The sequence below is a fragment of the Mangrovimonas yunxiaonensis genome (assembly GCF_000733475.1).
GTDB lineage: Bacteria > Bacteroidota > Bacteroidia > Flavobacteriales > Flavobacteriaceae > Mangrovimonas > Mangrovimonas yunxiaonensis.
The window spans coordinates 109,187-122,480 of the sequence record NZ_JPFK01000007.1; the positions used below are offsets into that span (position 1 = coordinate 109,187).

Annotated in this window: 9 protein-coding genes; 6 read left to right on the forward strand and 3 right to left on the reverse strand. The window is 40.1% G+C overall.

What is annotated here, in order from left to right; genetic code table 11:
• The first annotated feature begins 62 nt into the window (after positions 1–62).
• Positions 63–788, forward strand: a complete 726-nt coding sequence (locus IA57_RS07840) for an SDR family oxidoreductase (protein ID WP_036121708.1) — start codon at positions 63–65, stop codon at positions 786–788.
• Positions 789–827: 39 nt separating this feature from the next.
• Here IA57_RS07840 and IA57_RS07845 read toward each other — a convergent pair whose 3' ends face one another.
• Positions 828–7,088: an alpha-2-macroglobulin family protein gene (locus IA57_RS07845; protein ID WP_036121711.1), complete on the reverse strand. Its 6,261-nt coding sequence runs from the start codon at positions 7,086–7,088 to the stop codon at positions 828–830.
• Positions 7,089–7,327: 239 nt separating this feature from the next.
• Here IA57_RS07845 and IA57_RS07850 point away from each other — a divergent pair, with 239 nt between their 5' ends.
• Both IA57_RS07850 and IA57_RS07855 read left to right on the forward strand, forming a co-directional pair.
• Positions 7,328–7,966 carry a tetratricopeptide repeat protein gene (locus IA57_RS07850; RefSeq protein WP_160171686.1) on the forward strand — a complete coding sequence of 213 codons (639 nt, stop codon included), beginning with the start codon at positions 7,328–7,330 and terminating at the stop codon, positions 7,964–7,966.
• 63 nt (positions 7,967–8,029) lie between these two features.
• Positions 8,030–9,394 (forward strand): UDP-N-acetylmuramate--L-alanine ligase, encoded by a 1,365-nt coding sequence (locus IA57_RS07855; protein WP_036121716.1) that lies wholly within the window; start codon positions 8,030–8,032, stop codon positions 9,392–9,394.
• A gap of 92 nt (positions 9,395–9,486) precedes the next feature.
• On the opposite strand, the gene IA57_RS07860 is transcribed toward IA57_RS07855, so the two are convergent.
• A complete protein-coding gene (locus IA57_RS07860) occupies positions 9,487–10,074 on the reverse strand; it encodes an FMN-binding negative transcriptional regulator (protein ID WP_036121719.1) in 588 nt (195 codons plus the stop codon).
• Positions 10,075–10,524, reverse strand: coding sequence for a DUF1569 domain-containing protein (locus tag IA57_RS07865; RefSeq protein WP_036121722.1), 450 nt, complete (start codon positions 10,522–10,524; stop codon positions 10,075–10,077).
• A gap of 57 nt (positions 10,525–10,581) precedes the next feature.
• Here IA57_RS07865 and radC point away from each other — a divergent pair, with 57 nt between their 5' ends.
• Genes radC through IA57_RS07880 form a run of 3 tightly spaced genes read left to right on the forward strand, consistent with a single transcriptional unit; the run spans position 10,582 to position 13,270 of the window.
• On the forward strand, positions 10,582–11,280 hold the full coding sequence (gene radC / locus IA57_RS07870) for a RadC family protein (protein ID WP_036121726.1): 699 nt from the start codon (positions 10,582–10,584) through the stop codon (positions 11,278–11,280).
• 9 nt (positions 11,281–11,289) lie between these two features.
• Positions 11,290–12,591, forward strand: a complete 1,302-nt coding sequence (locus IA57_RS07875; protein ID WP_036121730.1) for a polysaccharide deacetylase family protein — start codon at positions 11,290–11,292, stop codon at positions 12,589–12,591.
• Positions 12,581–13,270, forward strand: a complete 690-nt coding sequence (locus tag IA57_RS07880; RefSeq protein WP_036121733.1) for a YjjG family noncanonical pyrimidine nucleotidase — start codon at positions 12,581–12,583, stop codon at positions 13,268–13,270. Before IA57_RS07875 ends, IA57_RS07880 begins: the two co-directional genes overlap by 11 nt.
• The last annotated feature ends 24 nt before the right edge of the window (positions 13,271–13,294 follow it).

Consider the following 13,294-nt stretch of genomic DNA (forward strand, 5'->3'; position numbering starts at 1 on the left):
TTAAGAAATTATAGGGCTGTTTGGGTTTTTCATTTTGTAACTTTGATAAAAAATAAGACCATATGGAAACTACAACACATAAAGTTGCCTTAATTACGGGCGGCACAAAAGGCATTGGTTTTGGCATAGCCAAAGCTTTATTAGACCAAAATATTAATGTCGCCATTACCAGTAGAAGCAGCGCCAAAGCCCACGAAGCGGCTGGCAAGCTTAATGCACAATCTAAAACCGATGCTAAGGTGTTTGGCTTAAAAGCCGATGTGCGCAGTTTAAAAAGTCAACAGGAAGCCGTTAACGATGTTTTAAAGGAGTTTGGGCAATTGGATATTGTTGTTGCTAATGCCGGGTTAGGACATTTTGCAAGCATTGAGGACATAACGCCAGAACAATGGCAGGAGACCATAGACACCAATTTAACAGGGCCATTTAACACCATAAAAGCCAGCGTTGATGCCCTTAAAAAAAGCAAGGGGTACTACATTACCATTTCCAGTTTGGCAGGTACCAATTTTTTTGCCAAGGGTTCTGCCTATAATGCCAGTAAATTTGGGTTAACAGGCTTTACACAAGCGGTCATGTTAGATTTGAGACAGCAGGGCGTTAAGGTGAGTACCATTATGCCGGGATCGGTATCGACTTATTTTAACGGTAACGAGCCTAGTGATAGCGATGCTTGGAAAATTCAGAGTGAGGATATTGGCGAGCTTGTGGTTGATTTAATTAAAATGAATCCACGAACTTTGCCCAGTAAAATAGAAGTTAGGCCAAGTATACCGCCAAGTAAATAAAAAAAATCGGTTTCATTTTGAAACCGATTTTTTTTATGGTTAATTTTTAACCGAAATCCTAACACCTTCACTATGGCTACTAAACTCTGGAGCATACATGCTTTGTATGGTGGTTATACCATTGCTCATAACACCGGCGTTGTTCACGCGTAAATCGTATTCAAACACATAAATGCCTTTGGGTAAGTAGTCGAAAAAGAAATTGGTGCTGGCATCTTTGGTGCTTTCGTAATAGCCTAAACCATCCTGCCATTTGTATTGCGAGAGTACATTTACAGGTTCTAGTCCAGCTGCGCGCATGTCTTTCATATGAAGAAATTCCATGTCGCGATCGCTTCGTAATTCGATATGCACACGTACCAAGTCGCCAACCTTTAATGGGGTTTCGGGTGTTATTTCGGTAATCACTTCACCGGTGTCTGTATTCTTTTTCTTGAATAATTTCTTCTTCAGTTTTAAAGGCGTTTCTGCCGAGGTGATGTTATCCAAATCTTCGAAATATTGCCAGTACAATCCGCCCCAAGCTATGCCGTCGCCTTTTTTGGTTAGGGTTACGTTGGCCATATTGGGTGTAATTTCCGAAGCCTCCCAAGAGGTTTTGTAATAGCCTGTTCCAGCTTCAACGGTTACATTGTCTATTTTTGAAGGTTCAAGTGGCTCGCCACCAACCCAAACAGCAACGGCATCTGTAACGCTTAACCAATCGCTGCCTTGTAATAACAGGGCATAAACCGCATTGGCAGTGGCTTTGGTGGTTTCCCATTTATTGGTTTGTTTGTTTTTAAGCAGCCAGATTTTTAGGTTGTCGATGGTTTCGAGGTTTTCCACTTCACTCTGAAAAATGGTGCCAACTTCAGAAAACGCTTCAATCATTAGAGCTTGGGTTTCTATAGGGGCCTGATGCCAATACCATGAGGCTGTGTTTGCTTTCCAGTACATGCCCAATTCGTCGTTGGTAATGCTATTTTCTTTTAGCGATTTTAAAATGCTTTCGGCTGTCTTATCATCCTGCATTCTATGGGTAATTAGTGCCATTAAGCCTTTGGAGTATAACGAGCGTTTTAACCAATACGTTTTAATTTGCGCGTGGTAGTATTGGGTAATGTCTTGCACTTCTTTTGAGGATTTAATTTCTGGGAAGAAGCTTCGCATATACAAATAGTGCAATTGGGTATAGCTTAGGTGGTCTTTGCTTAAATCGACATTTTTGTTGTATTTGGTCAAGTTTTTATACTCGGTTACAAATTCTGAATCGAGATAGGCAATGGCTTTGTTAATCATAGATGTCTCGACTGCGCCCGACGTAACATTGAGGTGCTTTAAATGCCCGAATCCAGCAATGATGTGTTGGCTGATAAAACGGTTTGGTCGCCCGCCGTTAAACCATGGCCAAGCTCCATTGTCCATTTGGTTTTGCTTTAATTTTTGTAAGGTGTTTTGTAGCTCGTCAGTCATTTTGTTGAGGTCAAACAACAAGGCAATGCGTTTTTTCTGTTCGGTTTCGCTTTGGGCATCGCGCAGCCAAGGGGTTTCTTGAATGAGTATGTTTTTTAAATCCTCGTTCTTTTCAAGATTGCTAATAAGCGCATCTTGAGCCCCCCATTGCTTAAAGACCTCTTGAATTCTTGGGTTGTTATTTGCAATATGACTTGCCAAGGCATTAGCGTAATATCGGCTAAAGGTTTGCTCGTTGCAATCGTACGGATATTCCATTAAATACGGCAACGCCTGAACCGCATACCAAGCCGGGTTGGAAGTCATTTCTAAAGTTAATTTATGATGCTTTAAGGTTGTAGAACTTGTCGAGGCCAATTTGTCTAGCGTAAAGGTTCTGGTCTCGTTGCTTTTTATCCACATGGGTAAGGTTTCGGTTACCAACATGCGGTTTGACAATACTGGCAACGCATTTTGTTCACCATCGCTAAAATCACCGGCTTTGGCTACAATTTTGTATTGCAGGGCATTTACGGTTTCAGGAATGGATAAATCCCAAGAGACTTGGGTGTTTCCATGTTGTTCAACAGAAAAGTTCTCAACGGCATTCGAACGGATTATCGATTCGGTAATGGCTTTTCCTGTCATGGCATCGAGCAATTGCAATTGTGCTTGTCCGGATAGGGGGGTGTCGGATAGGTTGGCAATTTTAGTACTTATGGTAATCTTATCGCCATGGCGTAAAAAACGCGGGGTATTAGGCATGACCATGAGTTCTTTTTGGGTCACGGTTTCTAGACTGGTTACAGTGCTTTCCAAAGTTTTGGTATGTGCCAAAAGTTGCAGTTTCCATTGGGTTAAGGCTTCTGGTGTGGTGAAACTAAAACTTACATTGCCATCTTTGTCTGTGAGCAATTGCGGATAGAAGAAGGCGGTTTCCTGCAGGTTTTTGCGAGTTTGTATTTGAGTAAGTTGGCTTAACCCTTGTTTGGTTGTGATAATTATTACACCGTTTTCCCCTTTTTCACCATATAGTGCTGTGGCTTCAGAGCCTTTTAAAGCTTTGATGCTCAAAATATCATCTTCTGAGATGTTTGCGAGACTAGTAGTTGGTTGACCATCAACAATAAATAATGGAGATGTTTTGTTATCATTAATATTAGAGCTGCCTCTTAAAATAATCTTAGTGTTGTTGCCTGGTTGTCCATTATTAGTTACAATATTAATACCTGCAATTTTTCCTTCAAGTGCTTGAGCAAAATTAGTATTGGCAGCTTCTTCATCCATTTCAGCCTCTTGTACTTCTTCTGCAACCATTTCGTTTATGGCAATGCCAGATGCTTTGCTACGTAACATTTGGTAGCGGTTTCCACCAAAATGTAGTCCAAACCAATTTAGCTGACTGTATTGTTGTAAGGGGTAGTTGGCACGCAAGCGGTCTTGGTTGTAAACCTTAAATCCATTAACTGCAAAACTTAAATGGGCATTTCTGCGCAAATACGAATTGTAAATAGGCTGCTGCAACGGACTAAAACGCCAATCATGCGGTTTAAATTGATCCAAGGATTTATCGTACATGCTAGCCAAAAGCTCGGCCGATACTTGCTCGCCTTTTGGGCCTTTTATTTTAAAGTTCCAGGTTTCCTTTTGGCCCGGTTGTAATTTATCCCTAAAAGTTGTGGTTTCAATTTCCAAATCGGTTTTAGGGTAGGGCACAGCAACCATTTTGGTGCCAGAGCCAAAACTATTAGCAAAAGCATAACTATAATGTATAGCAAAACCGCCCAGATCGTTTTGGGTTACTGGAACGGAAATGGTTTTCTTTTGGTTGCTAAGTGTAATAGTTTCGGTTTTTACAAGCTGTTTGTTTTTTTCGATAGCAAGGGTAACCACCATATTTTTAGCTGAAGTGCCTAAAGTAATATGGACTCTGTCGTTAGGTTGATAGCTCGATGTGTCGGTTGTGATGCTAAATAATTGATTATCGGCCAAGGTTTTGTCTGTGTTGCTGTACAGTGTTGTTTGGGTTTGGTCTTTTACCGTTTGCCCAAATGCGTCCTGAGTTTCCAATGTAATAAGGTATGCGCCAGAGGCCCAGTTTTTAAGCCTTCCCAACGGCAATTCCTTGGTGTTTTCGGTGTTGAAAGTTTTTTCGAATACCAACGGTCCTTTTTCCCAATTTTTTTGGTCGCTTTCATTGGCATAGGCCTCGTGCGGGAATTTGTTTATAAAATCTTCTTTTGAAATGTCCTGATAATCTGGTGCATTCCAAGGCCGTGGTCTTAGCACACGATCTGGGGCGCTTAGTTTGTATATTTTTATATTGCCTGTTGCAGGAACAAATGCCCCATTTAGGTTTTTGGTGTTAATAGTAAGTTGGTGCTTGCTGTTTGTTTTGTCTAATGCGGTTTCAATCAAAACTTCAGCTGTTAATGCGTGGTAGCCAACATTTACCAGGGTTGTGGCGCTTCGGGTTTCACCATTAATATCGGTTACATCGGCGGTAACCTCATATTGAAATGTGGGTAGGTCGTCTTTGTTTACACTTTGGTCGGGCAGTGCTTTAAACACAATGTCGAACGCACCATTCTTATCGGTGGTGGTTTCGCCATGAGCAATTTCTTGTGGCTCGCTATTAAACCATGGTCTAGACCAATAGTACCATCTTGGGAACTGTACTTTTCTGTGCACGCGATAGACCACTTTAGCCTGACTAATGTTACTGCCGGCATACGCTTTGGCGGTGCCATGTACTGTAACCGAATCGTTTATTTTAAAGGTCTCTGTAATGGGGTTGAAATTGGTTTCAAATTTTGGACGCTTGTATTCTTCAACCGAAATGTTGGCATAAGCGTATTCACCACAAAACATATCCAAGCTGTAATTTCCAGTGAGTCCAGTGTTTGGTAAAATAAATTCTCCAGAAACCGAACCGTAATCGTTGGTTTTTAAGAGCAATTCACTAACCACCTCACCATTAACGTTTTTAAGCCTAATTTTAGCTGCCTGTTGTGGGTTTACTAGAGTTTTGCCGTCTTTTGTAATGGTGCTAATGCCTTTAAAATACACTGTTTGGCCTGGTCTGTAAATGCTCCTATCTGTAAGTAGGAAGCCTTTGTATTGTGCTGTGTTGTCTTGATTGTTGTTACGGTAGTTGTACAAATAGAAGCTGCCAAAGTGGGCCGTTGTACCCCCATGTTCTACATTAATGTTAACATCTCTAAGGCGCTCGTTAGGTTGTTTGCTTCTGTTAAACAACCCTTGGGGATCGGTTGTATAAGTTTCATTAAAGGTACGACCGTTATAATTTTTTAAATAGGTTAATGTTATGTTGGCACCGCTTACAGGTTGCCCGTTACGGCGGTCGATAACTTGAAAACGATGCTGTAGGTCATCGCTTAATTCTACAACCGCAAGGTTGGTAATTTGAACGGTTTGTGTTGCAAATATTTTGGACTTATTGTTTACCGATGCTACAACAATGTAGTGTCCATTTTCTAGTTGCGGTAGAGGAACTTCTGTACTGTGAAACTGGTAGTCGTTTTCGTTTTTTAAGGTCGCGTTCCACTGTTTTTTAAGCGGTAATTTATTAATAAATGCCCGTTTTTTATCTTCTCCATAAAGTTTATCGAAGGCTTGTATTTGCGAAAAAGAGGCGTTGTATACTTTAAAATCTAGAGTGTTTAAGTTTTTATAACGCACCAAAACTTTAGCAAGGGTGTGAGGTGGAAGTTGTTTTTCTGAAGTAATTTGAAGCTGTTCGTTTAAAATCTGTTCCTTTAACACCTCAAGCTTTTTAGCAGCACGACTTTTAGGAAACGCAAAGATGTAATTGTTGCAAATGGTTAAGGCTTCTTTTAGGGCCCATCTGGCTTCTGTCTTGGTTTTTGGGTTGTAATCAGCGCCTTGTTGTTTTAGGATTTTGGCTTTTTCAAATGCATACAAACCAGAAATGGGTTGCCCTTTGTATTGTGCTATATTTTGGTCGAGTGTTTTTAAAAGCGGAGTGTCTTTATTGGTGAAAACACTAGCATTGTATACAAAATTTAAACGTTCAATATCTACTTCAACTAGCGCTTCGTGAGAATTTCTTTTTAAATGAAATTGGGTAAGATCCTGATACAGTTTTAAGGCATTAAGCTGAAGTGAAGTGGAATCTTTTGAGCTGATGTTAAGTTTTGAGAATTCGTTGGCGGTAGCTAAAAACTGCGGCTTGTCAAGCTCAAATTTGTAGGCTGGTTTGCTAATGCTGTTTTCATCGGTTTTATAAAACGCCAATGCATTGTGAGCTAAAATATCGTAAAGGGTTGGCCGATACGTTTTAGAGTTTTTGGCGGTTGTTAGAATGGTTTCAAAATGGTCGATACTTACGTTTTGCAAATCTTTTGAAGCACCTAATGAGTTTTGGTAATAGCACTGTATTTCTTCAAACAAGGTTTGCAGATCCCAAGTTCTAAAGTCGGTCTTGTCAATCTTTTCTTCGGTTTTGGTACGGTTGTAAAACGCCCATCTGTTTTGCTCAAAATATTGCCAGTACAAGGTGGCAAGCATATTTTCCAGTACGGCTTTGGTGGATAATGGGCTGTTGGAAATGTCGCTTTTAAAGCTTTCTATAATGTTTAATTGCGCGTCTTCCTCGAGAATTAAGGCATATTTGCTTTTAAACAGCAAGGTTTTTATGTGTTGGGGCTGGTTGCCTTCTTTTTTGGCCAAGGCTTCAATTTGTTCAACGGTTTTTAAGGCCGATTTTGGTAGGCCTTTAGTATCAAAATGAGCCACTTGTTTCCAAAGCGATTGGTAGTTGTCTTGGGCCTGGGAGGTGTGCGCGAAAAGTATAATCATTAAAAGTGCTGTAAGGTGTTTCATAGGTGTTATTTTCTTCAAAGCTACATTCAAAATGTATTCCAAAATAGCGGCAATGGGGTAAAATGTGGTTTTGAATGAGTGAAGTTAGCCAAATTTTGAGTAATCTTGAAAAAGCAATCTTTTAATTTCTAAAACTTAATATGCTGCGGTTGGTCATTTTTTTGTTGTGCACGTTTCCAGCTTTTGGGCAGGCAGCACTTGAGGATATTTCTAGCCTTATTGAAAAGAAACAGTACCTCATGGCAAAAGAACAGGCCGAGGAGCTTGTGGTTTCTTATCCAGAAAACGCAAAGTTGTATGAGCTTTTAGGAGATGTTTACAGCCATTTAAAAGATTGGGATAAGGCTATTGACGTTTACGAAAATCTTGTAGCTTTAGACCCCTACAGTGCTGCTTATCATTACAAATACGGTGGTGCATTGGGAATGAAAGCCCAATCGGTTAGTAAACTTCGCGCCTTGGTAATTATTGGCGATGTGGAAACCGCTTTTTTAAAGGCCGCCAAATTAGATTCAAACCATATTGATGCGCGATGGGCCTTGGTATACTATTATTTACACGTTCCCGGACTTGTAGGCGGAAGCACCACAAAAGCCCTGGTATATGCCAAGGAGCTATTGGCCTTGTCGCCTGTAGATGGGCATTTGGCTTTGGGGCAGGTATATGGTTATAAAAAGGATTTTAAAAATGCCGAAACCCATTACAAGCAGGCTGTAGCTGTTGGTGGGAGCAAAACCTGTTACACCCATTTGGCCAATTTGTATGTAACTTTTAAAAAATACCCATTGGCCATTGACACCTTACAGGAGGCTTACAATAAGCTGGGGGATTCCCATTTTTTACACCGAATTTCCGAAGTAAAAGCTAAAATGGATTAAGCCTTTTTGGGCTTCATGCTTCCAAGAAAAACCTATATCTTTGGGAATTCAATCTCAAGTTTTATGAACGTACATTTTATCGCTATTGGTGGTGCTGCCATGCACAATTTAGCCATAGCATTGCACAATAAAGGGTATCAGGTAACAGGAAGCGACGATACGATTTTCGATCCCTCTAAATCGCGCTTGGAAGCCAAAGGATTATTGCCAAACGAATTTGGGTGGTTTCCGGAGAAAATTACAACCAAGCTCGATGCCATTGTGTTGGGCATGCACGCCAAGGCCGATAACCCCGAATTGCTGAAAGCCCAAGACTTAGGGTTGAAAATTTATAGCTATCCAGAGTTTCTTTACGAACAGTCCAAAGATAAAACCCGCGTTGTTATTGGTGGTAGCCATGGTAAAACCACCATTACTTCTATGATTTTGCACGTTATGAACTACCACAATCGCGATGTCGATTTTATGGTTGGCGCACAACTAGAAGGCTTTGATGTGATGGTAAAACTAACGGAAGCAAACGATTTTATTGTTTTGGAAGGCGACGAGTATTTAAGTTCGCCCATAGATAGACGCCCAAAATTCCATTTGTACAAACCCAACATTGCTTTGTTAAGTGGCATTGCCTGGGATCATATTAATGTGTTTCCTACCTATGAAAACTATGTGGAGCAATTCAAGATTTTTGTCGATAGCATTGTACAAGGCGGCAGCATTAACTACAACGAGGAAGACGATGAAGTAAAACGTGTGGTAGAAGCCAGTGAAAACCCGATTAGAAAAATAGGATACCACACCCCAGAGTATGTTATCGAGCACGGCGAAACCCTTTTGGAAACTTCGGAAGGTCCTATGCCCATAGAGATTTTTGGAGCGCATAATTTGAATAATCTGGCAGGCGCCAAATGGATTTGCCAGCATATGGGCATTGACGAAGACGATTTTTACGAAGCCATTGCTACCTTTAAAGGTGCTAGCAAACGCTTAGAGAAAATAGCCGAAAGCCCTACAAGTGTTGCTTACAAAGATTTTGCCCATTCGCCCAGTAAGGTAAAGGCAACCACCACAGCCTTAAAAGAACAGTATCCAGAGCGCACTTTGGTGGCGTGTTTGGAATTGCACACTTACAGCAGTTTAAACGCCGAGTTTTTAAAGGAATACAAAGGCGCCTTAGCTGCTGCCGATGTTGCTGTGGTGTTTTATTCGCCACATGCTGTTGAAATAAAAAAACTAGAGGCCATTACCCACGAGCAAATTGCCCAAGCCTTTGAACGTGACGACTTGATTATTTATACCCATCCAGAGGATTTTAAAAACTATTTGTTTTCGCAGGATTTTAACGACAAGGCTTTGTTGCTGATGAGTTCAGGTAACTATGGAGGCTTGGATTTTGATGCCGTGAAAGCTGTTGTGACGAAAGTTTCCTAGGAAATCACAAACAGACACCGTTTGCTGAAGGGGTATGTCCTTTATCGTTAAAATCATTTAATGCAGTTCGTTTTTTTCAACTAACAACCAAATTAAAGAATCCGGTTTAAAAGTAACTCAATACTTTCCCGATGCCGTTTCATCAGTTCTTGTGTTGCCAATTCAAAATCTTCTTTGTTGCGGTTTTGGGAGAGTTTAAACTTGCCTTCCCAATGCGAAATGGTTATCTCAAACCCTTTTACGTAGGGTAAATAGGCTTCCATTTTTGGGTCGTTGGCTTTTAGCACATAGGCATTTTCAGGCTCTAAAAAAGTGGTCATGTCAAGCATACTTTGCTTAATGGCTTCTGGAGTTTCAATTGCAGTAGCGCTACCTTTTAAGTGTACTTTTACATAGTTCCAGGTTGGGAGTTGCTCGGTTTTGTATATGCTGGGTGAAATGTAACATTGCGAACCAGAAAATATTACGGTCACCGGTTGATTGTTTTGTAATACCTCTGCTTGGGGGTTAAATTTATCCAAATGCCCAACAAGTTTACCGTTTTTATAAATAAGCGGTAAATGCGTAACAAGCGCTTCGTTGTCTTTTACCGAAATAACTGTAGCCAAAGGGAATTGCTGTATGACAGCAAGCATATGGTCTTTGTTATCGTCTTGATGGATTTTTGGAGGATAAGCCATTTACACATTAAATTGTTTTAAATGATGGTCTAAGTGTTTGTATTGCATTTGGCCCCATTGTGAGCGGGTAAAATTACCAAACATGGGGTGTGGAGGCCATTGCTCTTGTCCTTTTTTAAGATGAAATTTATCAATCTCATTCAAAAGATTTTCTTTTTCGACATGAAACACCTTGCCATTGCTTACAACAAATTCCTTAGCTGTTGGCAGTCCTTGTTTCCAAGGTTTGTTGTTGTATAGCGAAGTTTTCACCAAAGAAAACACAAAGCGTTTTAGGGCATTGGGCTTTTTTAGTTTTAAATCGCCAAGAGCAACTTGTAGCGGGAATTGGCAATGTGCCAGCATTTGCGCGGCGTTCATTTGTCCCCACTGTGGTGGGTTGTTAGGGCTTAATTGGTTTAAACGGGATTTTATTTCAGAAACGGCTTCTTCAGAAAATAAGGATTTCATACTAGGGTTGAATAAATTAAAATTGCTTCTGAAAGTTACAATATTTATCTTTATAAAATGACCAATAAACCCAACTCGTTTTCCATTAAACACTGGAACCAAGATGACCAACCGCGCGAAAAGCTTCGCGATAAAGGCAAAGCGGCATTAAGCGATGCAGAGCTGGTGGCTATTCTTATTGGGTCTGGCAGTCGTGACGAAAGTGCTTTAGAGCTTTGTAAACGCATACTGGCCAGTGTTGACAATAACTTAAACGAACTGGGCAAACTGTCCTTAAACCAACTAATGGCGTTTAAGGGCATAGGCGAGGCCAAGGCCATAAGCATTGCTGCTGCTATGGAGCTGGGCAGACGTCGTAGGGGAGAGGAGGCCTTGGAACGAAAAAAAATTACCTCCAGCCTTTCGGTATACGAACTTATGCAACCCATTATCGGTGAGTTACCACACGAAGAGTTTTGGATTGTTTATTTAAACAATTCCAATAAAGTCTTACAAAAACTGCAATTGAGCAAAGGCGGAATTACAGGAACTTTGGTCGATGTACGATTGGTCATGAAAACGGCTTTAGCATGTGGTGCAACCGCTATTATTTTAGCACATAACCACCCGTCGGGAACACTAAAACCCAGTACGGCCGATAAACAAATTACCCAAAAGTTAAAACACGCCGGGCAAAGTTTGGATATAAAGGTGCTGGACCATCTTATCGTAACCGAAAATGCTTACTTTAGCTTTGCCGATGAAGGTCTGTTGTAAACCCGTTTCATGCTGTTAGTTTATACCCATAAAATCACCCCCCGTTTAACGTATGCTTTTAAGCATATTTGTACCCGTATTTTGGGGGTTCGGGTGGCATTTACAACTAAAATAGAAGAGTTTATTGCCCACGATAGCATGAAAATGTCTTATAGTAGACAGGCTTTAGGCAATGAGGTTTTTGTTAAAAGCCATGAATTGCTATTTGAACAAGGCCTATCGGATTTTGAAACCCATGTACAGGATTGGGATGATACCAAGGGGTTTTTTTCTACCTCTGAAAAAAGCAGTTTACCTTTCGATATTTTTGCCGCTGCCTTTTATTTGCTAAGTCGGTATGAAGAATATTTGCCTCATGTTAAGGATGATTACGGGCGGTTTCCTGCTACCGAAAGCCTAGCATATAAGCACGATTTTTTACATCAACCGGTTGTTGATATTTGGGCCTACAAACTAAAGGTGGTGTTACAAAAGCAATTCCCAGATTTCGAGTTTCCGGATAAATCATATGAGGTAAGCCCGATTATTGATGTGCCGGCGCCGTATCATTACCAACTTAAAGGTGTTTTAAGGAGTACAGGGGGCGTTATAAAAGATTTGTACGCCCTTAAGATTAAAGATTTGTACCATCGTTTTTTGGTGTTGTTTGGGTTAAAACACGATCCCTACGACACCTTTAAATACATCCTAAACAAACAAAAACAGTACGATTTTAAGTTTCTGTTTTTCTTTTTAATAGGGGATTATTCTACTTACGATAAAGGAATAAGTGCTCAAAAAAAACGCTATGTGTCGCTCATTAAGCACGTTGGTGATTACTGTAAGGTTGGTCTAAAAACATCGTATTTTGCCATAGAGGATGTGTCGATTTTAAAGAAAGAGAAAAAAACTATGGAGGCCATTTTAAACACCTCTTTGTTGGCCTCTAGGCAATCGTTTTCCAAGCTTAATCTGCCAGAATCCTATCGTAATCTTGTAGAGTTGGAGGTTTTAGAAGATTATACCATGGGGTATGTTAATCACATAGGATTTCGTGCCGGAACATGTACTCCGTTTTTCTTTTTCGATTTGGATTATGAGATACAAACTCCTTTAAAAATCCATTCGTATCACCTTATGGATTACGCCCTATTAAAAACAGCCTCCCAATTGGATAAGAAAAAGGTGCTGCATGAAATAATAACAAGCATTAAGGCTGTTAATGGCACGTTCGTTCCTGTGTTCCATAACTATACATTTAGCGATTTGGAACGCTGGAAGGGGTTTAAAGAATTATTTAATATAATACTGAAATCGCAAGATGAAAATTAAAAATATTACAGACATTTTTTTCGATTTGGACCATACGCTATGGGATTTTGATAAGAACTCCAAGCTAACGTTTGACAAGATTTTTAGAATGCATGACGTTCAAATCAATTTAGATGAGTTTATTGAACATTATGAGCCTATAAACCTGCAGTATTGGAAACTGTACCGCGATGAAAAAATTGACAAGGCGTATTTGCGCTTTAATAGATTAAACGACACCTTTAAGCGTTTGGGCTTTAAGGCAGATAGCACTTTAACGCACAAGCTTTCGCAAGACTATATTTCCCATTTAACAACATTCAATCACCTTTTTAAAGATGTGTTTTATATTCTGGAATACCTTCAGGAAAACTATAGATTGCACGTTATAACCAATGGGTTTAACGAGGTGCAAAAACGGAAATTAAAAAATGCCAATATTGATCATTTTTTCCATACCGTAACCGATTCGGAGTCGGTTGGGGTAAAAAAGCCCAATGCTAAAATTTTTAACTATGCGTTACAGCAAGCACAGGCAAAACCTAGCACCAGTATTATGATAGGTGATAATTTAGAAGCCGATATAGAAGGGGCTTTAAATGCTGGTATAGATGCCATTTGCTTTAACGTTCATAATGCAAAAATAGATGGCAGTATAAAACAAATTACTCAGTTACACGAGTTGCAGCACTATCTATAAATCTACTATATTTACAAAAAAAAC

Excerpts from the sequence above, each read along its gene's own strand:
- IA57_RS07840 (WP_036121708.1), top strand. The coding sequence starts at position 63 with ATGGAAACTACAACACATAAAGTTGCCTTAATTACGGGCGGCACAAAA.
- IA57_RS07845 (WP_036121711.1), bottom strand. The coding sequence starts at position 7,088 with ATGAAACACCTTACAGCACTTTTAATGATTATACTTTTCGCGCACACC.
- IA57_RS07850 (WP_160171686.1), top strand. The coding sequence starts at position 7,328 with ATGGCAAAAGAACAGGCCGAGGAGCTTGTGGTTTCTTATCCAGAAAAC.
- IA57_RS07855 (WP_036121716.1), top strand. The coding sequence starts at position 8,030 with ATGAACGTACATTTTATCGCTATTGGTGGTGCTGCCATGCACAATTTA.
- IA57_RS07860 (WP_036121719.1), bottom strand. The coding sequence starts at position 10,074 with ATGGCTTATCCTCCAAAAATCCATCAAGACGATAACAAAGACCATATG.
- IA57_RS07865 (WP_036121722.1), bottom strand. The coding sequence starts at position 10,524 with ATGAAATCCTTATTTTCTGAAGAAGCCGTTTCTGAAATAAAATCCCGT.
- radC (WP_036121726.1), top strand. The coding sequence starts at position 10,582 with ATGACCAATAAACCCAACTCGTTTTCCATTAAACACTGGAACCAAGAT.
- IA57_RS07875 (WP_036121730.1), top strand. The coding sequence starts at position 11,290 with ATGCTGTTAGTTTATACCCATAAAATCACCCCCCGTTTAACGTATGCT.
- IA57_RS07880 (WP_036121733.1), top strand. The coding sequence starts at position 12,581 with ATGAAAATTAAAAATATTACAGACATTTTTTTCGATTTGGACCATACG.